Annotated in this window: 25 protein-coding genes and 1 pseudogene; 15 read left to right on the top strand and 11 right to left on the bottom strand. The window is 62.5% G+C overall.

What is annotated here, in order from left to right; genetic code table 11:
• Window positions 1-228: 228 nt before the first annotated feature.
• Complete coding sequence (locus tag B7G52_RS11410) at window positions 229-1,995, top strand: emp24/gp25L/p24 family protein (RefSeq protein WP_096697717.1); 1,767 nt, start codon at window positions 229-231, stop codon at window positions 1,993-1,995.
• A 66-nt stretch (window positions 1,996-2,061) separates the two neighbouring features.
• Here B7G52_RS11410 and B7G52_RS11405 read toward each other — a convergent pair whose 3' ends face one another.
• The 3 genes from B7G52_RS11405 to lexA all read right to left on the bottom strand — a co-directional run bounded on the left by B7G52_RS11405 (window position 2,062) and on the right by lexA (window position 4,492).
• Window positions 2,062-3,069 (bottom strand): D-2-hydroxyacid dehydrogenase family protein, encoded by a 1,008-nt coding sequence (locus tag B7G52_RS11405; RefSeq protein WP_096697716.1) that lies wholly within the window; start codon window positions 3,067-3,069, stop codon window positions 2,062-2,064.
• A gap of 183 nt (window positions 3,070-3,252) precedes the next feature.
• Entirely contained in the window at window positions 3,253-3,651 is a 399-nt protein-coding gene (locus B7G52_RS11400; protein ID WP_096697715.1) for a hypothetical protein, read from the bottom strand.
• A gap of 148 nt (window positions 3,652-3,799) precedes the next feature.
• Window positions 3,800-4,492: a transcriptional repressor LexA gene (gene lexA / locus B7G52_RS11395; RefSeq protein WP_170954752.1), complete on the bottom strand. Its 693-nt coding sequence runs from the start codon at window positions 4,490-4,492 to the stop codon at window positions 3,800-3,802.
• Window positions 4,493-4,619: 127 nt separating this feature from the next.
• Between lexA and B7G52_RS11390 the strand changes: the two genes are divergently transcribed.
• The 9 genes and pseudogenes from B7G52_RS11390 (at window position 4,620) to B7G52_RS11360 (ending at window position 8,588) form a co-directional block, all read left to right on the top strand.
• Window positions 4,620-5,570, top strand: a complete 951-nt coding sequence (locus tag B7G52_RS11390) for an asparaginase (RefSeq protein ID WP_096697714.1) — start codon at window positions 4,620-4,622, stop codon at window positions 5,568-5,570.
• A 137-nt stretch (window positions 5,571-5,707) separates the two neighbouring features.
• Window positions 5,708-5,821: pseudogene (locus tag B7G52_RS24445) on the top strand (sigma factor); the annotation flags it as partial.
• Window positions 5,802-6,173 carry an RNA polymerase sigma factor gene (locus B7G52_RS24085; RefSeq protein WP_371329016.1) on the top strand — a complete coding sequence of 124 codons (372 nt, stop codon included), beginning with the start codon at window positions 5,802-5,804 and terminating at the stop codon, window positions 6,171-6,173. The pseudogene B7G52_RS24445 and the gene B7G52_RS24085, both read left to right, overlap by 20 nt.
• A gap of 14 nt (window positions 6,174-6,187) precedes the next feature.
• Window positions 6,188-6,724 carry an anti-sigma factor gene (locus B7G52_RS11380; protein ID WP_371329017.1) on the top strand — a complete coding sequence of 179 codons (537 nt, stop codon included), beginning with the start codon at window positions 6,188-6,190 and terminating at the stop codon, window positions 6,722-6,724.
• A complete protein-coding gene (locus tag B7G52_RS11375) occupies window positions 6,606-7,034 on the top strand; it encodes a periplasmic heavy metal sensor (protein WP_240523413.1) in 429 nt (142 codons plus the stop codon). Before B7G52_RS11380 ends, B7G52_RS11375 begins: the two co-directional genes overlap by 119 nt.
• Window positions 7,035-7,159: 125 nt before the next feature.
• Window positions 7,160-7,429: a hypothetical protein gene (locus tag B7G52_RS24080; protein WP_240523410.1), complete on the top strand. Its 270-nt coding sequence runs from the start codon at window positions 7,160-7,162 to the stop codon at window positions 7,427-7,429.
• A 54-nt stretch (window positions 7,430-7,483) separates the two neighbouring features.
• A complete protein-coding gene (locus B7G52_RS24075; RefSeq protein WP_240523409.1) occupies window positions 7,484-7,627 on the top strand; it encodes a hypothetical protein in 144 nt (47 codons plus the stop codon).
• Between the two features lie 34 nt (window positions 7,628-7,661).
• A complete protein-coding gene (locus tag B7G52_RS11365; protein WP_096697712.1) occupies window positions 7,662-8,081 on the top strand; it encodes a hypothetical protein in 420 nt (139 codons plus the stop codon).
• A gap of 27 nt (window positions 8,082-8,108) precedes the next feature.
• On the top strand, window positions 8,109-8,588 hold the full coding sequence (locus B7G52_RS11360) for a DUF6152 family protein (RefSeq protein WP_096697711.1): 480 nt from the start codon (window positions 8,109-8,111) through the stop codon (window positions 8,586-8,588).
• Between the two features lie 79 nt (window positions 8,589-8,667).
• Here B7G52_RS11360 and adk read toward each other — a convergent pair whose 3' ends face one another.
• The 6 genes from adk to B7G52_RS11330 form a co-directional block, all read right to left on the bottom strand.
• Window positions 8,668-9,324: an adenylate kinase gene (gene adk, locus B7G52_RS11355; protein ID WP_096697710.1), complete on the bottom strand. Its 657-nt coding sequence runs from the start codon at window positions 9,322-9,324 to the stop codon at window positions 8,668-8,670.
• Window positions 9,325-9,433: 109 nt separating this feature from the next.
• Window positions 9,434-10,201, bottom strand: a complete 768-nt coding sequence (gene kdsB, locus B7G52_RS11350) for a 3-deoxy-manno-octulosonate cytidylyltransferase (RefSeq protein WP_096697709.1) — start codon at window positions 10,199-10,201, stop codon at window positions 9,434-9,436.
• A 45-nt stretch (window positions 10,202-10,246) separates the two neighbouring features.
• Entirely contained in the window at window positions 10,247-10,429 is a 183-nt protein-coding gene (locus B7G52_RS11345; RefSeq protein WP_096662311.1) for a Trm112 family protein, read from the bottom strand.
• Window positions 10,410-11,420, bottom strand: a complete 1,011-nt coding sequence (gene lpxK, locus B7G52_RS11340; protein ID WP_170954753.1) for a tetraacyldisaccharide 4'-kinase — start codon at window positions 11,418-11,420, stop codon at window positions 10,410-10,412. The genes B7G52_RS11345 and lpxK overlap by 20 nt, the downstream gene beginning before the upstream one ends.
• Before the next feature lie 40 nt (window positions 11,421-11,460).
• A complete protein-coding gene (locus B7G52_RS11335) occupies window positions 11,461-11,889 on the bottom strand; it encodes a biopolymer transporter ExbD (protein ID WP_096697707.1) in 429 nt (142 codons plus the stop codon).
• A 112-nt stretch (window positions 11,890-12,001) separates the two neighbouring features.
• Window positions 12,002-12,640 (bottom strand): MotA/TolQ/ExbB proton channel family protein, encoded by a 639-nt coding sequence (locus B7G52_RS11330; RefSeq protein WP_096697706.1) that lies wholly within the window; start codon window positions 12,638-12,640, stop codon window positions 12,002-12,004.
• Between the two features lie 341 nt (window positions 12,641-12,981).
• On the opposite strand from B7G52_RS11330, the gene xseA reads away from it, so the two are divergent.
• The 3 genes from xseA (at window position 12,982) to B7G52_RS11320 (ending at window position 17,579) form a co-directional block, all read left to right on the top strand.
• The gene (xseA, locus tag B7G52_RS11325; RefSeq protein WP_240523408.1) at window positions 12,982-14,277 is read left to right on the top strand and encodes an exodeoxyribonuclease VII large subunit; all 1,296 of its coding nucleotides are present in this window, start codon (window positions 12,982-12,984) and stop codon (window positions 14,275-14,277) included.
• A gap of 57 nt (window positions 14,278-14,334) precedes the next feature.
• On the top strand, window positions 14,335-14,916 hold the full coding sequence (locus tag B7G52_RS24070) for a superoxide dismutase (RefSeq protein WP_096662315.1): 582 nt from the start codon (window positions 14,335-14,337) through the stop codon (window positions 14,914-14,916).
• A gap of 425 nt (window positions 14,917-15,341) precedes the next feature.
• Window positions 15,342-17,579 (top strand): NADP-dependent isocitrate dehydrogenase, encoded by a 2,238-nt coding sequence (locus tag B7G52_RS11320; RefSeq protein ID WP_096697705.1) that lies wholly within the window; start codon window positions 15,342-15,344, stop codon window positions 17,577-17,579.
• An 89-nt stretch (window positions 17,580-17,668) separates the two neighbouring features.
• On the opposite strand, the gene B7G52_RS11315 is transcribed toward B7G52_RS11320, so the two are convergent.
• Entirely contained in the window at window positions 17,669-18,154 is a 486-nt protein-coding gene (locus B7G52_RS11315) for a DUF192 domain-containing protein (RefSeq protein ID WP_096697704.1), read from the bottom strand.
• 91 nt (window positions 18,155-18,245) lie between these two features.
• A complete protein-coding gene (locus B7G52_RS11310; RefSeq protein ID WP_096697703.1) occupies window positions 18,246-18,578 on the bottom strand; it encodes a cell envelope biogenesis protein TolA in 333 nt (110 codons plus the stop codon).
• Window positions 18,579-18,785: 207 nt separating this feature from the next.
• Here B7G52_RS11310 and icd point away from each other — a divergent pair, with 207 nt between their 5' ends.
• Together icd and clpS are read left to right on the top strand one after the other, a co-directional pair.
• Window positions 18,786-20,039: an NADP-dependent isocitrate dehydrogenase gene (icd, locus tag B7G52_RS11305; protein WP_096662319.1), complete on the top strand. Its 1,254-nt coding sequence runs from the start codon at window positions 18,786-18,788 to the stop codon at window positions 20,037-20,039.
• A gap of 224 nt (window positions 20,040-20,263) precedes the next feature.
• Window positions 20,264-20,632 (top strand): ATP-dependent Clp protease adapter ClpS, encoded by a 369-nt coding sequence (gene clpS / locus B7G52_RS11300; protein WP_170954751.1) that lies wholly within the window; start codon window positions 20,264-20,266, stop codon window positions 20,630-20,632.
• Window positions 20,633-20,639: the final 7 nt, after the last annotated feature.

The following is a 20,639-nucleotide window of genomic DNA, read 5'->3' as shown; positions in this document are numbered from 1 at the left end:
CAGCAGCCCGGACCGCGTTCCACATCCTGCTGGAGGGGCGTTCGCAGGGCCCGCGTCGTTTGCGCGGTCATGGGTCGAGAGTTAGACTTGTGCGACGGTTTTATCCACCAAGGTGCGGGGACGTGGGCTGCGGGGGCAGACGGGTCGGCCCGGGGCCGTGTCTTTTTTTCGTTCAAGTGACCTCTGCCTGCACTTCCTGCAGGGGCCGGACATGCCAGAATCAGCCAAGTGAACACCTTTTTGCATCCACTCCCACACCGTGCCCTGCTGACAGGGGGCCTGTGGCTGTGTCTGTCGGCGGGTGCTTTGGCGGTGACATTGGGGCCCAGCACCCGGTCGGCCGTGCTGGGCCAGCCGCTGGATCTTTCCATGCAGCTGATGCTTGACACCGGGGATGACCCGCAGGCGCTGTGTCTTGAAGCCGATGTTTTCTACGTGGACAAGCCGCTCGACAAGGCCAGTGTCCGGATAACGCCGGAAAAGGGCGCCACCGCCCAGGACTGGCTGGTCCATATCCGCTCTGCGACACCCGTCGAAGGACCCGTGGTCACCGTGCATCTGCGTGCCGGGTGCGTACAAAAAACCATACGCCGTTATGTGGTGCTGGCGGCAACCAAACCGCGCGCGGTGGGGGCCAGTCTGCAAACCACGCTTGCGGCGGCAGATCCGCAGCCACTTTCTGCGGGCGCACCACCGGCGCAGTCAGCGGTGGCCGGCACAGCAGACGGCAATAAGGTCCAGACGCTGGAAGCAGAGCTTCGCCAGTTGCGTGCAGACATGATGCGCAACCAGGCGGCGCTGGCCGAAAACCGGCATCAACTCGAGCAGGCCGAGAATGCGCGATTTGGCAAGGTGGTTGTGTATGGCCTGGCTGCTCTTTGTTCCCTCGCGGTCATGGGCCTGCTTTTCGTGTTGTACCTGCGCTCCACCGCCCAGGCAGCGGGCACCGTCTCTTCCTCCGAGCACAGCACTTTCAGCCCGGAATCCGGCCTCTCGACAGGCTTGCCGATGGCGGCTGCAAGCCGGACCGCTGATCTCGACGTCAATGAGTCGCTTTTCGACGAGCTCAGGCGCGCGTCCCGCTATCCAGCGGCCGACTCCATCCCGTCGCTGCCGCCCCGCGATCGCCCCCGTTTCTCGGTCAGCGTGCCTTTCGTGCCGCGGACCGTCAAGGTTCCAGAACTGTTCGATCTTCAGCAGCAGGTGGAGTTTTTCAGCTCCCTGGGGCAGCAGGCCAATGCCATCGCGCTGTTGCGCAAGCACCTGGTCGACAACGTCAAAACCAGTGCGCTGATTTATCTGGACCTGCTGGATCTCTACCACCAGACCGGCAATGTGCAGGACTACGAGGACCTGCGTGACGATGTCAACAAGGTTTTCAACACCCGGATTGTGCCCTTCGACCGTTACGTGCCGGCCAGTGCGGGAGGCGCCGCTTATGCCACCATTTTGTTGCAGATCCAGGCCGCGTGGCCGACGCGGCAGGTCTTCAGGATCATTGAAGAGGCCCTGTTTCGGGAGCCTGGCGACGGCGCAGAGGTGCTGGCCCTGGAGGAGTATCGCGAACTGCTGCTGCTGTATGCCGTGGGCCGCGAAATCATCGAACTTGAATCCGGCTCGGTCGGCCGCGGCGGCGACACCCAGTGGCCCGATCTGGCCATGCAGCCGAGGTCTTCGCCGCGCCTGGGTCTGGACATCGACCTGACCCGGCTGTCAGACGGCAGCGACAGCAAGCCTGCGGACAACCAGGCAACGGCCAGGACTCCATCGACGGGGCGTGCTTCCCGAATGGAACCTGTACGGGCCGATTCCCCCGCCAGCCTTGCGGAACTGCCGCACGCGGCACGGCGCAGGGACGGCCAGCGTACCGGTGCGGCCTCACCGTTGTCCATTGCGCCCAACTCCGTGAGGCCGACGGGGCTGGATTCCCTGGTGGACTTTGATGACTACGACACGGGCTACCGGCCCGACGATGTCGACAAATCCCGACTCTGAGCGTCCGGGTCTATAACCGCCTGCCACCGGGGCCGCCTGCGCTCGCGGCCTTGCGCCCTTTGACCTTCAACGCCGTACCTGCAATGCGCCGGGGTTGACGATGTTGGTGGGCGTGCCCTTGATGAAGTTGACCACGTTGTCGAAGGCAGAGCTGAAATACATCTCGTAGCTTTCCTGCTCCACATAACCGATATGCGGCGTGCAGATGCAGTTCTCCAGGCGCAGCAAGGCATGTCCCTGCAGGATGGGTTCAGACTCGAATACATCGACGGCCGCCACTCCCGGGCGCCCGCGGTTCAGGCTGGCAATCAGTGCTTCGGGTTCGATCAATTCGGCGCGTGAGGTGTTGACCAGCACGGACGAGGTTTTCATCTGCGCCAGGTCTTCCAGGGTGACTGCCCCGCGTGTGTCGTCCTGCAGCCGCAGGTGCAGGCTGAGCACATCGCTGTCCCTGAAAAATTCGTTCTTGGAAAGGGCTACTTCATAACCATCGGCCTGGGCACGTGCGCGCGAGGCCTGACTGCCCCACACCAGCACGCGCATGCCGAAAGCGCGGCCATAACCGGCAACAATCTGGCCGATCTTGCCGTAGCTCCAGATGCCCAGGGTCTTGCCCTTGAGTACCGAACCGATGCCGAAGTTGGGCGGCATCGAGGCGTTTTTCAGGCCTGCCTGCTGCCAGGCGCCGTGCTTGAGGTGCGAGACATAGTGCGGAATCCGGCGCATGGCGGCCATGATCAGGGCCCAGGTGAGTTCTGCCGGTGCCGTGGGTGATCCCACGCCCTCGGCGACGACAATGCCACGCTCGGTACAGGCGCCGACATCGACATGACTTCCGACGCGGCCGGTCTGCGCGATCATCTTGAGCTTGGGCAGTTTCTCAATCAGCTGGCGTGGCAAATGCGTCCGCTCACGGATCAGCACGACCACATCGGCATCCTTGAGCCGTACGGACAGTTGGCCGATGCCCTTGACGGTGTTGGTGTAGACCTTGGCTTGGTAAGCGTCGAGTTTCGCGGCACAGGCGAGCTTGCGCACCGCATCCTGGTAGTCGTCAAGGATCACAATATTCATGCCGATATTGTGCCTGCAAGTTTTCCCTCGGGGACGCGGCACGGGCATGAAGGGGTGTAGCAGTCCCGGAAAGGAAGTAGCGGTCCTTCCATGTTGCCGGCGGCTGCGCGACAGCAAGTGCCGCCAACGGTTTCTACGGCTTGGGACGGGGCGGGCGCCAGGGCACCCGACCCGCCAGGTTCTTCAGGCGGACTGTACAGCTGCCTCTCGTTGGGCCATGCGATCGAGCTCGGCGCAGACATCGGCCATGCGGCCCGAAATGACCATGCGGCCGGCGCATGAAGGACTCACGCCGGCCTCAAATTCGCGGACGATTTTCAGCCGGCGCGGCGACGTGGCCTTGGCCACGGTTTGACAAGGCTTGTGGCCTGCCACGGATGCGTGGCGGGCGCTGGTGGCCATGGCTTTGAGGGCCACCGGTAATTCACCCGTCGCCTCGCGCCGTGATGCCGCGACAAATGCGGGCAAGGGGGTCACTGGCTGTACCGGCCGCAGCAGAGAGGCAAGCGCCTGCAGCGGCGAGAGCAGCAGGGACAAAAGGGGTGAATGAGCGGGTGAACGTGAAAAAACGGCGATTCCCATGAGAACTCCAGAAGTAGAGGTAAACACAGGCAGGATTGCAAACTGAACAACCGCCGCACCAGGGTGTTGGTCCACGCGACCAAACGCCCGCCACCTGTTGCGCGGAAAAAAATGGGCAGTCCATGCATGCGCACTGCCCGGACCATGGCTACATCAGCATGGTGTTGCGTATCAGGCCCACCGCCAGGCCCTCGATTTCGAAGGCATCGCCGGGCTCGACCACAATGGTTTTGAAGTCGGGGTTTTCGGGCAGCAACTCGATCAGGTTCTTGTTGCGGCGGAACCGTTTGACGGTGACGTCATCGCCCAGGCGCGCCACCACGATCTGCCCGTTTTTGGCTTCCTTGGTCTGCTGCACGGCCAACAGGTCACCATCCATGATGCCGGCATCGCGCATGCTCATGCCGCGCACCTTCAGCAGGTAGTCGGGCTGGCGCTGGAACAGGCTGCTTTCGAAATAATAGGTGTGGTCCACATGCTCCTGCGCGAGAATGGGGCTGCCAGCAGCAACCCGCCCCACCAGAGGCAGGGCGAGTTGGGCCAGGCTTTGCAACGGCAGGGAAAACTGTTTGATGCGTGACTCGTTGATGGAGCGCAAAGTGTCGCTGCGCAGGCGGATGCCGCGCGAGGTGCCGCTGACCAGCTCGATCACGCCTTTGCGGGCAAGCGCCTGCAGGTGTTCTTCGGCGGCGTTGGCGGATTTGAACCCGAGTTCGTTGGCGATTTCGGCCCGCGTGGGCGGGGCGCCAGTGCGGGCGATGGCGCTTTGAATCAGTTCAAGTATTTGCTGCTGGCGTGCAGTCAGTTTGGGCATGTCGGAAAAATCGTTGAAGCTGCTCATCACGGGGCTCCTTGTCAAAAAGGTGATTCCATCGTCCAGAATGGGATGAAGAACCTTGGCGAGCTGTTTTAATAACCAGTAGCTGTATTTTCATCCAGTTTTTTAAAGAATGCAAGTCTCAACGCTTATGAACAGAAAAATCGTGATTCTGGGTACCGGCGGCACGATTGCCGGCACCGCCGCCAGTGCCTCGGACCATACGGGTTACACCGCCGCGCAGGTGGGCATTGCCCAACTGGTCGAGGCCGTGCCGGCCCTGGCCGAAGGCCCCTGCGATCTGGTGACCGAGCAGGTGGCGCAAATCGACAGCAAGGACATGAGTTTTGCGGTCTGGGCCCGGCTCGCCGCGCGGGTCAGCCACTTTCTGGCGCAGCCCGATGTGCAGGGCATCGTCGTGACACACGGCACCGACACGCTGGAGGAAACCGCCTGGCTGCTGCACGCGTTGCTCCATCCCGGCAAGCCGGTGGTGCTGACCTGTGCGATGCGTCCGGCCACGGCGCTCGCGCCGGACGGCCCACAGAACCTGCTGGACGCGGTGGCTGTCGCCGCGCATCCCGGCGCACGCGGCGTGCTGGCCGTGTGCGCGGGCGTCATTCACGGTGCGCCGGACGTGCAGAAGGTGCATACCTACCGGCTCAACGCCTTCAGCTCCGGCGATGCCGGGCCTGTCGGTTATGTCGAGGAAGGGCGTTTGCGTATGGTGAGAAACTGGCCTGAAGCCCCCGTCCATCAAGCGCCAGGCGCTATCAAAAAAGTAGTGGAGCAGCAGGACGGGCTGGGTTGGCCCCGCGTCGAGATCGTGATGAATTACGCGGGCGTCGGCGCCGGCGTGGTGCAGGCACTGGTGGCCGCGGGCGTGCAGGGCCTGGTGGTGGCGGCGACGGGCAACGGCACGTTGCACCATGAGCTCGAGGCGGCCTTGCTGGAAGCGCAGGCGGCCGGCGTGCGCGTGGTTCGCGCCACACGTTGCCTGGAGGGCAGGGTGTTGCCGAGGCACGGTGACGCGATTGCGGATTCGCAGGGTCTGAGTCCGGTGAAGGCACGTGTGGACCTGATGCTTCAGCTGATCGCCTGATCAAGAGTTGGAGAGTTGGAACTTTTTTTGCGCCCCTTCGTTAAATCAGCTTTCAACCATGCGAAATTTCAGCCACCTCGACGAGGACGAATGCATCGCGCGCCCAGCGCGGTGATGTCGCAGCGTTTTCGGAGTTGGTGGCACGCTATCAGGACCGTATCTATCGCTTTCTTGTGCGGCTTACCCGCTCGGAGGACGACGCGCTGGATTTGACGCAGGAGACGTTCTTGCGTGCTTATCAGGGTCTGCCGCGTTGGCGGCCGGACGCGCTCTACAAGACCTGGCTGTTTCGCATCGCGCAATTTCGCCTTCGATCTGTTGCGACGCCACAAACGCGTCGAATTTGTGGCGCTGGACGAAGATGCGGAAATTGCCGACCCTGCGCCGGGGCCCGATGCTGCCCTCGAAACGTCCCAGCGCCTGCGCATGCTGGAGGCAGCATTGTTGCGCTTGCCGGTCGAACATCGCGAGATTCTGTTGCTGCGGGAAATCGAGGAAATGTCTTACGAGGAGATTGCTGTTGTGCTCGACCTGAATCCCGGAACTGTCAAGTCGCGTATTGCGCGGGCGCGCGCTACGCTGCTCGGCAACACAAAGTGCTGACTGGAGAAATTGCCATGACTTGCCCACCCTATGACGACCTTTCCGCCTACGCGGATCACATGCTCAAGCCCCGTGACCAAGAACGGTTTGCCGCGCATTTGGCGGGCTGCCCGGTCTGCCGGCTGCGGCTCGATGAGATTAGCGCGCTGCGGCAAAGCCTGGGCGCGCTGCCATCTCCGGCGCTGGGGTTGAATCTTGGAGCGCGCCTCGAGGACCGCCTGCGCGCCGGGTCGGTGCGAAGACGCCCGCAGCCGTTCTGGTCGAACTGGGTGCCCGCCGGCTTGGCGGCGGCGCGCCGCCCGCAAGCATGGTGCGCGTGTTCGATCCGGTGCCGCCCGGTGGACTGTGCGCCGCTGCTGAACTCTGCCGCTTATCGAAAGGAATGCAATGAACCGCACCGCATGGAAATGGCTACTGGCCGTGTCGCTGTCGCTGAATCTCGGCATCATCGCTACTGTTGTCTTCAACCAATTGCGGCCGTTCCCGCCGCATGCGAACACCACGCAAACGCCGCCTGTGAATTTGCCGGATTACCTTCAACTGAGCAATGAGCAGCGCCAGCGCTGGCAGCAACTCGAACCTGTTTTTTTGCAGGATATTGCAGCCAACTGGCGTGAGATTCGCAAGCATCGTGAAACGCTGGTACGGCACATTTTTGCAGGCACGCCGCAGCGAGCCGCGATTGATGCCGAGCAAGCCCGGATTGCCGCCTTGCAAGATGCGCAGCAACAGCGCGTGATCAGCCAACTGCTGGCCGAACGCGATTTGCTCAATGAAAGCCAGCGCGCCAGGCTGATGGCCTTGCTGCTCAGTCGTTACGAGCAGGAAGCCACGAAGGAGGAGCTGCTGCATCGTGATTGATGCGGTCCTGCGGCAGTTTTCCGGACGGCTTGGTAAAAAAATGGAACATCTTCGGTCCTTGCTCGTTTAAGTAAGAAGCCAGGCAAATGTTTGGCTGAGCATTTTCAACTGAACCGGAGAAAACCATGAAATTTTTTACACCTTTACTGATTGTCGCAACGCTGGCAAGTCCTTTGGCAACGCTGGCCGCCAATCAACATGGGCACGATGGCGCGGCGCCTCAAAAGATCGAACTCAATGCTGGCAAGAAATGGGCGACCGATGCCCCTTTACGCCAGGCAATGACCGCCATCAGGTCATCCGTTGCCACCACCTTGCCCGCAGCGCACGCTGGCAAGGCCAGCAAGGCGGACTACGATGCGCTGGGCAGGGAAGTCACTGTGCAGGTCGCCTAAAACTGCAAGCTTGACCCCAAGGCGGATGCGCAACTTCATATCATCATCGGTGACATGATGAACGGCGCGGAAGCCGCAGAGGGCAAACAGCCTGACAAGAGCAGGGCATCAGGCGTGGTAAAAATCGCGCAGGGCCTGAACACCTATGGCACGTATTTCGACCACACCGGCTGGCAGGCGGTCAAGTTGCCGCATTAAAAGTCAGACGCATCGCAGGGGGATCCACACCGACATGTTTGCCGAGCTCAGATCCCATCTGTGGGCCTACCCAGCGCTGGAGATGGTCCATATCACCGGTATCGCGCTGCTCTTGGGCAACCTGGTGCTGCTGGAACTGCGGGTGTTCGGCTTGGGCGCGGCCCTTCCGGTGAAAGACCTGGCGCGCCTGAGCCTGGGCCTTGCCCTCAGCGGCTTCGTCATCGCTGCGGCGTCCGGCCTGCTGATGTTTGCGTCCCAGCCGGGCGAATTGCTGGCCAACCGGGCTTTTACCCTGAAGATGCTGCTGTTATTCACCGCGGCGTGTAATGCAGCCTGGTTCCACGGACGCGGCTCGCTCGGCAAACTCGATGTCTGGGCGCGCGTGCAGATGGCGATGTCCACCCTGATCTGGCTGGCCATACTGGCGTGCGGTCGCTGGATCGCCTATCTCTAAGCAAACCATCCCTCAAGGAGTTGACAGATGAAACGACGTGACGTGATCGGGGCCGTAGGTGCCGTTTCCAGTGTCGGCCTGATGCCTTTTGCGCGGGCCCACCACGGCTGGAGCGGCTTTGACCAGGAACGGCCGATCTACCTCGAAGGCAGGGTGCTCAAGTCCCTCTGGCAGAACCCGCATGGCGAGCTGGAAATTGAATTGCCGGCCACGCTGAAGCTGCCGGCCGACCTTGCCCAGCGCGCGCTGCCGGCGCAGAGCGCCCCGGTCGATGGCAAGGCCTTGCTGGCCAAAGCCATGCTGCCCACGCGCAAGGACAGGCGCTGGGAGATCGAGCTGGCGCCCTTGACGCGCCTGCAGGCCTGGAAAGTCGCGGAGATCAAGCCCGGCACGCAGATTTCGGTGTTGGGCTTCACCTTCGCCGGCGAGAAGGGGGACGCGATTTTGCGCGCCGAATACCTGTTTGTCGACGGCAAGGCGTATGGCCTGAGGTCCAGTCCGGCCTGAGTGACGGTGAGTGACAGTGAGTGACGCCCAGCAAAAAGGCCGTCTGTCGACGGCCTTTTTTTGGGTGCGGTGAGAGCGCTCAGTTCGATAGCGCTTCAAAGGCCCTGGCCGTGATTTCATCCACACCGCCCATGCCGCTGATCGCGCGGTATTTGGGCGCGGCTTCGGGCGCTGCCTTGGCCCAGCTCGAGTAGTAGTCCACCAGCGGACGGGTTTGCGCGCTGTAGACCTCGAGGCGCTTGCGCACGGTTTCTTCCTTGTCGTCTTCACGCTGGATCAGCGGCTCGCCGGTCATGTCGTCCTTGCCTTCCACCTTGGGCGGGTTGAACTTGACGTGGTAGGTGCGGCCCGAGGCCGGGTGCGAACGACGGCCGCTCATGCGTTCGATGATGGCCTCAAACGGCACGTCGATCTCCAGCACGTAGTCCAGCTTCACGCCGGCGGATTTCATTGCGTCGGCCTGGGGAATGGTGCGCGGAAAACCGTCGAACAGAAAGCCCTGGGCGCAGTCCGGCTGGGCGATACGTTCCTTGACCAGGTTGATGATCAGGTCGTCGCTGACCAGCGCGCCGGCGTCCATGATCTTTTTGGCTTCGATGCCGAGGGGCGTGCCGGCCTTGACGGCGGCACGCAGCATGTCGCCTGTGGAAATCTGGGGGATGCCGTATTTCTGGCAGATGAAGGTCGCTTGCGTTCCCTTGCCCGCGCCTGGCGCGCCCAACAAAATCAGTCTCATGGATGTCCTTGGATTTTTATGAATTCGGCAGCGGGCAGGTGGCCAGATGCCGGCCCCGGCCTCACATTATTTTGATCTGGAGGATAGCATGCGTCCCCCTGCGCGCAGCTTACACAAACAGCCGTCGCACGCGCTCCAGGTCCTCGGGGGTGTCGACGCCAGGCCCGGGTGCCTGCGTGGTGACGTGCACTGCAATGCGATGGCCGTGCCAGAGCGCGCGCAGCTGCTCGAGTTGTTCCAGCCGCTCCAGCGGCGCTTGGGGCAAGGCCGGAAACTGCCGCAGGAAACCGACGCGGTAGCCATAGATGCCCACGTGGCGCAATGGGGGCGGCAGATCCTGCGCAGCATGGCCGGCCTGCCACCAGGCCTGGCCGGAAAAATCCCGCGCGGCCGGGATAGCCGCGCGGCTGAAATACAGCGCCGTGTCGCGTGCATCCAGCACCACCTTGACGACATTCGGGTTCAGCAGTTCCTCGAGGCTGGCGATGGCATGGGCGGCCGTGCTCATGGCGCAGTCGCTGCGCTGGTCCAGCAGATGGGCCACGGCATCAATCAGCGCCGGGTCGATCAGTGGTTCGTCGCCCTGGACATTGACCACACATTCCGCGTCACCGAGTCCCAGCAGGTCGCAGGCCTCGGCCAGCCGGTCGCTGCCGCTCGGGTGGTCGGGACGGGTCAGCACGGCGGTCACGCCAAAGGCGGCGCAGGCCGCCACGATCTGGCGGCTGTCAGCCGCCACCACCACGCGGGTTGCGCCACTCTGGATGGCGCGCTGCGCCACCCGGACCACCATGGGCACGCCTGCGATATCGGCCAGCGGTTTATCGGGCAGGCGGGTGGACGCGAGGCGGGCCGGGATCAGGACGGTAAAACTCATGCGCGGCAGGTCACAGGCCGAGTTCCTCGTCGCAAGCATCCAGGGTCACAGCCCGAGTTCCTCGTCTGTGAGGGTGCGCGCTTCGCTCTCGAGCATCACCGGCAGGCCGTCGCGGATGGGGTAGGCCAGACGTGCGCTGCGCGAGATCAGCTCCTGTTTTTCACGGTCGTAATCGAGCGGGCCCTTGGTCACGGGGCAGACCAGCAGTTCAAGCAGTTTGGTGTCCATGGGTGGATGGTAATGGAGAAAGCAGGGGGGCCAGCAAGGCGTCGAGCGCCGTGAAAAAGGCCGGTTCGGGTGAAAACTCCAGCGGCACGGCCAGCACATCCGCTTGCCGGGGAAACAGCTTGACCGCGTCTTTTTCAGTGCAAATAACGGTGTAACCCTTGTCCTGCGGGCGCGGGTAGCTATCAAAAGTGTAGTGGTCAGACAATGCCCGGGTTTCGGCCAGCACCAGGCCGCGGGCGCGGAGCATGGCAAAAAACGCCTCGGGTTTGGCGATGCCGGCCAGCGCCAGCAGCGGCTGGCCGGCCAGGCTCTCCAGTGCCACGCGGCTGCCGTCGGCGCGCAGCGCGTGGTCGGCCAGGCGCCGCGTCGAGCCAAAATCCGAAGAACCCGTAAAGGCGGCGTGTTCGCCGGTGTGCAGCACCAGGTCAATGCCGCGCCCGCCGGCGCGCACGCCGCGTCGCAGGCGCTCCGGCCACGGCTCGCGCAAGGGGCCGGCCGGCAGCAGCCAGCCGTTGCCGACGCCGCGCTCGTCGAACACCGCAATCTCAACATCACGCTGCAGCGCGTAGTGCTGAAGGCCGTCGTCGCAGACGATCAGCTGTGTCGGGCGATGGGCAGCGAGCAGCGCACGCGCGGCCTCGGCGCGCCGGGGTGCTACAAAAACAGGAGCGCCTGTCGCCCGCTGTATAAGGGCCGGCTCGTCGCCCGACGCTTCGATGGGGGTGCCCGGCAACACCTCCAGGCAATGCGGGCTGGTACGCCCGTAGCCGCGCGACACCACCCCGACCTGCAGACCGCGGGCCTGCAGGTGCTGCACCAGGGCAATCACCGCCGGGGTCTTGCCGGCTCCGCCCGCCACCACGTTGCCCACCACCAGCACCGGCACGGGCAGGCGTTCAGATCTGAAGTAGCCGGCCCGGAACGCCAGCCGGCGCAACTCGGCCAGCAGGCCGTACAGCCAGGACAGCGGCCAGAGCAGGCGGGCGAGCATGCCGCGCCGCAGCCAGGCCTGCTGCAGCCGGGTTGCCACTTTACCGGGCGCCGGCCTGCGCCGCGCTCTGGGTGGCAAAGGTGATTTGGCTCAAGCCGCTGCGCCGGGCCGCTTCCATCACGGTGATGACCGACTGGTGCGTGGCGCTGGCATCGGCGCTGATGATGATCACGCTGTCCTTGCCGGCCTTGGCCGCCGCGCTGATGGCGGCACTCAGCGCCTCGATGCTGCGGCCGGGAACAGGCACCTTGCTGACCATGTAGTGGCCGTCGCTGCTGACGGCCACGATCACTTCCTTGGGGTAATCGCGCTGCTGGTCGGCGTCGGCCACCGGCAGCTTGATCTGCAGTTCGGTGAACTTGCTGTAGGTGGTCGACAGCATGAGGAAGATCAGCACGACCAGCAGCACGTCGATGAACGGAATCAGGTTAATCTCGGGTTCATCGCGGGAGCTTCTGCGGAAATTCATGATGGCCTCCGCGTGGGGGCCGATGTTTTTTCGCCGGGCCGCCCCAAGAAAAAATGCGCCCCCCCGGGGGACAGCGACGTACGCGAAGCGACGAGCGTGGGGGCCCTGTTCATCATTTGCGCAGGGTGTTCAGGTGGCGCACAAAACGCTCGGAGGCAATCTCCATCGTGAGCAGGTAACCGTCCACCCGGGCGCGGAAATAACGCCAGAAAATCAGCGATGGAATCGCCACGATGAGGCCGAAGGCGGTGTTGTACAACGCAATCGAGATGCCCTGTGCCAGTTGCGCGGGGTTGCCGCCCGCGGCATTGGCCACGCCGCCGCTGCCGGCCTGCGAGCCGAAAATCTCGATCATGCCGATCACCGTGCCGAGCAGGCCCAGCAGCGGGGCGGCCGAGGCGATGGTGGCCAGCGCCGCGAGGTAACGCTCCAGCGTGTGGGCAGCGCGCCGGCCCGCACCTTCGAGGGTGGAGCGCAGATCGTCCTCGCTGATGCGCGGGTTGGTGTTGAGCGCACGAAAACCGCTGGCCAGCACCTGACCGAGCAGGGAGTTCTGCTCGAGGTGCGAAACCACGTCGGGGGCGGGAACCGTGCCGCGCGACACGGTGATGGCTTCGTCCAGCAACCTGGGCGGGGCAATTTTTCCGGTTTTAAGGCTGACAAAACGCTCGATGACCAGGGCCAGGGCCAGTATGGAGCAGGCAACGAGGGGCCAGATGGGCCAGCCTGCGGCTTGTATGATCGAAAACAAGTAAACGTCTCCCGGCAAATAGTTGCTGTGGATTATGGCCCAGCCAGGGGCGTGACCCGGACGCAGCGTTGTGTGCCCGCGGCCTTTTCCCAAGGCGTAGGGTTGTAGGACCTAACTCACAGATCTTGTGGATAACTTTGTTAGCAAGTAGCCGGCGGGGGGCCGCCAAGCCGCGCCAAATGGGCCCTGTAACAGAACGATGAAAAAATAAGCAGAATATAGTTCTTCTAAATCAATGAGTTACACGAATTTATCGAGGCCTCCCCGGCAAACCAGGGGTTTGACCCCGCTGTCATGCGGCTCTGTGGAGTATTACCCCCGTCTTATCGAGGGGTTTGCCCGTGTTTGAGTCTGCGGGGGCGCCCGAGAGAGCTTCGCCGGGGGGACGGGTCTGGCCCGTGGGTTCCCTGCTGCGCGCGATCGCCGACAGTCTGGAGGCACGTTTCAACCCGGTGGCCGTGCAAGGGGAGGTCAGCGGGTTTTCGCGGGCCGCCAGTGGGCACAGTTACTTTTCCCTGAAAGACGAGCAGGGCCAGATCCGCTGCGCCATGTTCCGGCGAGCCGCCGGCCTGCTGGATTTTTCGCCACGCGACGGCCAGCTGGTCGAAGTGCGTGGCCGGCTCGGCGTCTACGAGCCGCGCGGCGAGCTGCAGATGGTGGTCGAGTCCATGCGGCAAGCCGGGCAGGGCAACCTGTTCGAACAATTCCTGTTACTCAAGGCCAGGCTGGAGGCCGAGGGCCTGTTCGAGCCCGGCCGCAAGCGGCCCCTGCCGCTGCTGCCGCGCGCCATCGGCGTGGTGACCTCACTCGGCGCAGCCGCCTTGCATGACGTGGTGACGGCCTTGCAGCGCCGCGCGCCGCATATTCCGGTGGTGATTTACCCGGCCAGTGTGCAGGGTGCCCAGGCCCCCGAGGAGTTGCGCCAGGCCCTGCGCAAGGCCAGCGAACGCGCGGAGGTGGACGTGCTGCTGCTGGTGCGCGGCGGCGGGGCCATGGAAGACCTGTGGGCCTTCAATGACGAGCAGCTGGCGCGCCTGATCGTGGCTTCGCCGGTGCCCGTGGTGTGCGGCGTCGGCCACGAGACGGATTTCACAATTGCCGATTTTTGCGCTGACCTGCGCGCGCCCACCCCCACCGCGGCGGCCGAAATGTGCGCCCAGCCGCAAAGTGTCTGGCTCGGCGCGCTGGACCTGGCCCAGGGGCGCATGCAGGACGGCGTGGAGCGGCAACTGCAGGCCCAGAACCAGCGGCTCGACTGGGCCGCGTCCCGCGTGAGCCGGCCGTCCCATCTGGTCACCCGCCAGCAGGCCCGGCTGGCCGGCCAGACCCAGCGCCTGCGGCATGCGCTGCAGTCGGGCGTGCAGCGGGAGAACAGCCGTCTCCAGGGACTGGCGCTGGCTTTCCCGCAGGCCATGGCGGGCGCGCTGGCGCAGCAGCAACGGCGGCTTGAGCGGGCGCAGCTCAGGCTGGCGCCGCTCGACCCCAAGCTCGTGCTGCAGCGCGGTTATGCCTGGCTGGCCGACCTGCAGGGGCAGGCTGTCACCAGTGCCCGCGCCACCCATCCTGGCCAGGCGTTGCGCGCTACCCTTGCCGACGGCGCGGTCGATTTGACCGTTTCAGCGCCGCGGCTGATTTAGTTTTTACAATGACCGTCGAAACCGGTTTTATCAACAACACCTCACGAGGAAAAAAACATGGAACACAAACTCCCCCCACTCCCGTACGCCATCGACGCGCTGGCACCCCACTACAGCCAGGAGACGTTTGAGTACCACCATGGCAAGCATCACAACGCCTATGTGGTCAACCTCAACAACCTGCAAAAAGGCACCGAGTTCGAGGCCATGACGCTCGAAGAGATCATCAAGAAATCCAGTGGCGGCGTATACAACAACGCAGCCCAGATCTGGAACCACACCTTCTTCTGGGACTGCATGAAGCCGGCCGGCGGCGGCGAGCCAAGCGGTGCGCTGGCCGCGGCCATCAATGCCAAGTTCGGTTCCTACGCGGCTTTCAAGGAAGCGTTCGTGAAGTCGGCCGTCGGCAACTTCGGTTCAGGCTGGACCTGGCTGGTGAAAAAGGCCGATGGCTCGGTTGACATCGTCAACACCGGCCCGGCCGGCACACCGCTGACCACCGCCGACAAGGCGCTGCTGACGGTGGACGTGTGGGAACACGCCTATTACATCGACTATCGCAACCAGCGTCCCAAGTTTGTCGAGACTTTCCTCGACAAGCTGGTGAACTGGGACTTTGCAGCCAAGAACTTCGCCTGACATCCATTGGGCTGTTCCCTGTGTTCCTCTGGAAAAGGGGCCCGCGTAGAACAAGCCAGTTTTAAACCTGCCTGGGCTGCTTGATGCACTGGCTGGAAATACAAAGGGCTCGAAGATTTGATCTTCGAGCCCTTTTGTTTGACGGCCGTCAGCAGGGCCTGCGCTCGCACGGTTGGCGTCATGCCTTCGCGGGACATCCGCATCGGGTGCGCCGCAGACGGTTTTTTGACCTGGCGGCGCCGGTTTTTTTCGGCTGTGTGGAAAAAAGTTGCTGCAACCACCTGCAATTTCGCATTGTGATATCGCGTTGCATAAAATGCAGCTTGGGTCAGATTCCCCCAAGGAACGTCTGACAACATCCGATCGTGACCTCCGGGCTGTGCCGCAGCCGGTGGCGTTCCCATAACAATTTCTGGAGATAAGCGATGAGCACCGAGCAACCCACCATCATCTACACCCTGACCGACGAGGCCCCGCTGCTGGCGACCAGCGCCTTCCTGCCCATCGTGCGCACTTTCACCGCGCCGGTCGGAATCAAGGTGACCACCAGCGACATCTCGGTGGCTGGCCGGATTCTGGGGCAATTTCCGGAATGCCTGACCGAGGAACAACGGGTTGCGGACAACCTGTCAGAGCTGGGCAGGCTCACGTTCAGACCCGAAGCCAACATCATCAAGCTGCCCAACATCAGCGCGTCGGTGGCTCAGCTCAAGGACGCGATCAAGGAGTTGCAGGGCAAGGGCTACAAGATCCCGGACTACCCGGAAGCCCCCAAGACCGACGAGGACAAGGACATCCGTGCGCGCTACAACAAGTGCACCGGCAGCGCCGTGAACCCGGTGTTGCGCGAAGGCAATTCGGACCGCCGCGCGCCCAAGGCCGTCAAGGAATACGCGCGCAAGAACCCGCACAGCATGGCCGACTGGAGCCAGGCCTCGCGCTCGCACGTCTCGCATATGCACGCCGGCGACTTCTACCACGGAGAAAAGTCCATCACACTGGACCGCGCGCGCGAAGTCAAGATGGAGCTGATCGCCAAGAGCGGCAAGACCATCGTACTCAAGCCGAAGGTCGCGCTGCTGGACCGCGAAATCATCGACTCGATGTTCATGAGCAAGAAGGCGCTGGTGGAGTTCTACGAGAAGGAAATCGAGGACGCGCACAAGACCGGCGTGATGTTCTCCCTGCACGTGAAGGCGACCATGATGAAGGTGTCGCACCCCATTGTGTTTGGCCACTGCGTGAAGATCTTCTACAAGGAAGCGTTCGAAAAACACGCCAAACTGTTTGAGGAGCTGGGTGTTAACGTCAACAACGGCATGGTCGACCTGTACAACAAGATCGGCACGCTGCCGCAGAGCAAGCAGGACGAGATCAAGCGCGACCTGCACGCCTGCCACGAAGGCCGCCCCGAGCTGGCCATGGTCGATTCGGCCAAGGGCATCACCAACTTCCATTCGCCCAACGACATCATCGTGGACGCATCCATGCCCGCGGCCATCCGCAACGGCGGCAAGATGTGGGGCGCCGACGGCCGACTGAAGGACGTCAAGGCCGTGATGCCCGAATCGACCTTCGCCCGCATCTACCAGGAGATCATCAATTTCTGCAAGTGGCACGGTGCCTTCGATCCCAAGACCATGGGCACGGTGCCCAATGTGGGACTGATGGCCCAGCAGGCCGAGGAATACGGCTCGCACGATAAAACCTTCGAGATCGCCGAAGACGGCGTGGCGAACATCACCGACCTGTCCACCGGCGAGGTGCTGCTGAGCCAGAATGTTGAAGCTGGCGACATCTGGCGCATGTGCCAGGTCAAGGACGCCGCGATCCGTGACTGGGTGAAGCTGGCTGTGACCCGCGCGCGCAACTCCGGCATGCCGGTGGTGTTCTGGCTCGATTCCTACCGCCCGCACGAAGCGCAGATGATCACCAAGGTCAAGATGTACCTGCACGAGCACGACACGGCGGGTCTGGACATTCAGATCATGAGCCAGGTGCGTGCCATGCGCTACACGCTGGAGCGCGTTGTGCGTGGCTTGGACACCATCAGCGCCACCGGAAACATCCTGCGTGACTATCTGACCGACCTGTTCCCCATCATGGAGCTGGGCACCAGCGCGAAGATGTTGTCCATCGTGCCTCTGATGGCCGGCGGCGGCATGTATGAAACCGGCGCCGGCGGGTCCGCACCCAAGCATGTTCAGCAACTGGTGGAAGAAAACCACCTGCGCTGGGACTCACTGGGCGAATTCCTGGCCCTGGCGGTGTCGCTGGAGGACTTGGGGCTAAAGACTGGCAACGCCCAGGCAAAGATTCTGGCCAAAACGCTGGATGCCGCCACTGGCAAGCTTCTCGACAACAACAAAAATCCGTCGCCGAAGACCGGTCAGCTGGACAACCGCGGCAGCCAGTTCTACCTGGCCATGTACTGGGCGCAGGAACTGGCCGCACAGACCGAAGACGCGGCCTTGGCTACCCGCTTTGCTCCGCTGGCCAAGGAACTGACGACCAACGAGCAGGCCATCGTCGCCGAACTGCAGTCCGTGCAGGGCAAAGCGGTGGATATTGGCGGTTATTACAAGCCTGACTTCGACAAGCTCGACGCCGTGATGCGGCCGAGCAAGACCCTGAACGCGGCACTGGCGTCTTTCCAGGCGTAAACAAACTTGACGCCTTGACCAGCGCACAAAAAAGCCGACTTCACGTCGGCTTTTTTCATGGTGCCGCCAATGGCGCGGCGTACGCCTGGTCAGCGAGGCGGCGCGAACACCGGTCCCGCCAATTTGCTGCCGGCCTTGATGCCTTTTTTGGCAAACCAGCCGACGTTCATCTCCAGCACGTAACGCACTGGTTTTTCCGAACAGTGCGAGTCTGTCGTCTGCGGTTTCATGTCGGCGAGGTTCACGATGGTTCCGTCGTCGGCGACAAATGCTGCGGTCAGCGGCAGCAGGGTGTTTTTCATCCAGAAACACTGTTGGGCAGGCTGTTCGAAGACAAACAGCATGCCTTCGGTTTGCGGCATCTCCCGGCGAAACATCAGGCCGATTTGCCGTTGCTCGGGCGTCAGCGCCAGTTGCGCATCAATCTGGTGCATGCCTGCCGACAGTTTGGCCCGCGGCAGGTTTGTTTGCGGCGTTCCTTGGGCCAGCGCGCATCCGGTGGTCAACACCAGGCAGGAAAGTGCGAGCTTCAGGCCGCGCAGGGACGGCTTCGGGACATCGGACAGGAAGGACATAAGGGTTCACCGGAAAGAGGTCAGACGGTCAGCATAAACGACCGCCATAAAAAATGCCCGCAAAGCGGGCATTTCAGACAGGCGCGAAGAATTACTTCTTGGCGGCAGCAGCTTTGTCTTCTTTGGCTTTCTTGGCGGCAGCGGCTTTTTCAGCTTTGGCAGCTTTTGCAGCGGCAGCTTTTTCAGCTTTGGCTTTTTTGGCAGCAGCAGCTTTTTCAGCCTTGGCGGCCTTGGCATCAACCTTGGCAGCAGGTACGGCTGGCGTTGCAGCGGTCGCTGGTGTAGCCGGTGCGGCAGCAGTAGCCGGTGCGGCAGCGGTCGCAGGGGTGGCAGGCTTAGCGGCCATAGGAGCGCCAGCGTGGGAAGCGGCAAAAGCGCCTGCAGCAAACAGACCGGAAATCAGGGCAGCAAGAATCTTGTTCATTTGGAGTTTTCCTAAATAAGTTTTTGAACCAGGTCCCCCGAAAAACTCGTGGACCTGAATGTAACGAGGCCCGTTTGGAAACGGTTGACACGCAGGCCGTTAAATCTGTCGAGGGAAGATTTGGGGCTAAAATTTGCGGGTTATCACCTAAACAGCGCCCGGCAGTCGATCACTGCAATTTCTGGCGCGTACCGGAGACTTGTTCACATGTACCAGCACATCAAGGTGCCCGCCCAGGGTCAGAAAATCACGGTCAATGCCGACAATTCACTGAATGTTCCGGACGAGCCGATCATTCCGTTCATTGAAGGCGATGGCACGGGCGCGGACATCACGCCGGTCATGCTCAAGGTGGTCGACGCGGCCGTGGCCAAGGCCTACGGCGGCAAGAAAAAAATCCACTGGATGGAAGTCTACGCCGGTGAAAAGTCGACCAAGGTCTACGGTCCCGACGTCTGGCTGCCGGAAGAAACCCTGGCTGCGGTCAAGGACTATGTGGTCTCCATCAAGGGTCCGCTGACCACGCCGGTTGGCGGCGGCATCCGCTCGCTCAACGTCGCGCTGCGCCAGGAACTGGACCTGTATGTCTGCCTGCGACCCATCCAGTACTTCAAGGGCGTGCCCTCACCGGTGAAAGAGCCGCACAAGACCAACATGGTGATCTTCCGCGAGAACTCGGAAGACATTTACGCCGGCATCGAATTCGAGGCCGAGTCCGACAAGGCCAAAAAACTCATCAAGTTCCTGCAGGACGAGATGGGCGTCAAGAAAATCCGCTTCCCCAACACCTCGGGCATCGGCATCAAGCCTGTGTCCAGGGAGGGCACCGAGCGCCTGGTGCGCAAGGCCCTGCAGTACACCATTGACAACGACAAGCCCAGCCTGACGATTGTCCACAAGGGCAACATCATGAAGTTCACCGAGGGAGGCTTTCGTGACTGGGCCTACGCCCTGGCGGCCAGGGAGTTCGGCGCCGAGCTGATCGACGGCGGCCCGTGGATGAAGTTCAAGAATCCGAAAACCGGCAAGGAAATCACCGTCAAGGACTCGATTGCCGACGCTTTCCTGCAGCAGATCCTGCTGCGCCCGGCCGAATACTCGGTGATCGCCACGCTGAACCTGAACGGCGACTATGTCTCCGACGCGCTCGCGGCCCAGGTCGGCGGCATCGGCATTGCGCCCGGCGCCAACCTCAGCGACACCATTGCGATGTTCGAGGCCACCCACGGCACGGCGCCAAAATACGCCGGCAAGGACTACGTAAACCCCGGTTCCGAAATCCTGTCGGCCGAAATGATGCTGCGTCACATGGGCTGGACGGAAGCCGCTGACCTGATCATCAGTTCGATGGAAAAGTCGATCGAGTCCAAAAAAGTCACCTACGACTTCGCCCGCCTGATGGATGGCGCAACCCAGGTCAGCTGCTCCGGTTTCGGCCAGGTCATGATCGACCACATGTAAAAAAGCAGGCTGCCTGGCAGCCCGCCGCGCCAGCCAGGGGCTGCGTGGCCGGGAAACCAGGCAGAATATGCTGCAAAGCCGCCGCGGCTCAGGCTGGGCGGCTTTTTTTTTTGGCTTTTGAACCGGCAGGCCAGAAGTCAATTGCGCGCGCTTGATTGTCGCGTTCCCGCCACCAATTTCCCTGTCAGGCGCACTGGACAATTCCGGTCGCTAGAATGATTTCCATGGTCAGCAAACCTCCCAAAACTCCCGCACCACCCAAGGCACCGGCCTTCAAGCCCGAGGATGCCAACGGCGGGGATGCGGTCGTGCTTGAGCGCCGTCCGCAAAAGACCGAGCCGCCGCAGATGTACCAGGTCGTGCTGCTCAACGATGACTACACCCCGATGGAGTTTGTCGTCGTGGTGATCCAGGAATTTTTCAATAAGGACAGGGAAACGGCCACGCAGATCATGCTGAAGATCCACCTCGACGGCAAAGGCGTGTGTGGCGTGTTTTCCAAGGATGTCGCGTCGACCAAGGTCGACCAGGTCACGGAAGCGGCGCGAAAGAATGGCCATCCGCTGCAGTGTGTGTGCGAGCCCATTGAATAATTGAAAA

Origin of the sequence: Polaromonas sp. AER18D-145 (genome assembly GCF_002379095.1) — a bacterium.
GTDB lineage: Bacteria > Pseudomonadota > Gammaproteobacteria > Burkholderiales > Burkholderiaceae_C > Polaromonas.
This window is presented reverse-complemented; position numbering and strand designations above follow the sequence as displayed.

Excerpts from the sequence above, each read along its gene's own strand:
- B7G52_RS11405 (WP_096697716.1), bottom strand. The coding sequence starts at position 3,069 with ATGAATATTGTGATCCTTGACGACTACCAGGATGCGGTGCGCAAGCTC.
- B7G52_RS11400 (WP_096697715.1), bottom strand. The coding sequence starts at position 3,651 with ATGGGAATCGCCGTTTTTTCACGTTCACCCGCTCATTCACCCCTTTTG.
- lexA (WP_170954752.1), bottom strand. The coding sequence starts at position 4,492 with ATGAGCAGCTTCAACGATTTTTCCGACATGCCCAAACTGACTGCACGC.
- B7G52_RS11390 (WP_096697714.1), top strand. The coding sequence starts at position 4,620 with ATGAACAGAAAAATCGTGATTCTGGGTACCGGCGGCACGATTGCCGGC.
- B7G52_RS11380 (WP_371329017.1), top strand. The coding sequence starts at position 6,188 with ATGACTTGCCCACCCTATGACGACCTTTCCGCCTACGCGGATCACATG.
- B7G52_RS24080 (WP_240523410.1), top strand. The coding sequence starts at position 7,160 with ATGAAATTTTTTACACCTTTACTGATTGTCGCAACGCTGGCAAGTCCT.
- B7G52_RS24075 (WP_240523409.1), top strand. The coding sequence starts at position 7,484 with ATGATGAACGGCGCGGAAGCCGCAGAGGGCAAACAGCCTGACAAGAGC.
- B7G52_RS11365 (WP_096697712.1), top strand. The coding sequence starts at position 7,662 with ATGTTTGCCGAGCTCAGATCCCATCTGTGGGCCTACCCAGCGCTGGAG.
- B7G52_RS11360 (WP_096697711.1), top strand. The coding sequence starts at position 8,109 with ATGAAACGACGTGACGTGATCGGGGCCGTAGGTGCCGTTTCCAGTGTC.
- adk (WP_096697710.1), bottom strand. The coding sequence starts at position 9,324 with ATGAGACTGATTTTGTTGGGCGCGCCAGGCGCGGGCAAGGGAACGCAA.
- kdsB (WP_096697709.1), bottom strand. The coding sequence starts at position 10,201 with ATGAGTTTTACCGTCCTGATCCCGGCCCGCCTCGCGTCCACCCGCCTG.
- B7G52_RS11345 (WP_096662311.1), bottom strand. The coding sequence starts at position 10,429 with ATGGACACCAAACTGCTTGAACTGCTGGTCTGCCCCGTGACCAAGGGC.
- lpxK (WP_170954753.1), bottom strand. The coding sequence starts at position 11,420 with ATGCTCGCCCGCCTGCTCTGGCCGCTGTCCTGGCTGTACGGCCTGCTG.
- B7G52_RS11335 (WP_096697707.1), bottom strand. The coding sequence starts at position 11,889 with ATGAATTTCCGCAGAAGCTCCCGCGATGAACCCGAGATTAACCTGATT.
- B7G52_RS24070 (WP_096662315.1), top strand. The coding sequence starts at position 14,335 with ATGGAACACAAACTCCCCCCACTCCCGTACGCCATCGACGCGCTGGCA.
- B7G52_RS11320 (WP_096697705.1), top strand. The coding sequence starts at position 15,342 with ATGAGCACCGAGCAACCCACCATCATCTACACCCTGACCGACGAGGCC.
- B7G52_RS11315 (WP_096697704.1), bottom strand. The coding sequence starts at position 18,154 with ATGTCCTTCCTGTCCGATGTCCCGAAGCCGTCCCTGCGCGGCCTGAAG.
- B7G52_RS11310 (WP_096697703.1), bottom strand. The coding sequence starts at position 18,578 with ATGAACAAGATTCTTGCTGCCCTGATTTCCGGTCTGTTTGCTGCAGGC.
- icd (WP_096662319.1), top strand. The coding sequence starts at position 18,786 with ATGTACCAGCACATCAAGGTGCCCGCCCAGGGTCAGAAAATCACGGTC.
- clpS (WP_170954751.1), top strand. The coding sequence starts at position 20,264 with ATGGTCAGCAAACCTCCCAAAACTCCCGCACCACCCAAGGCACCGGCC.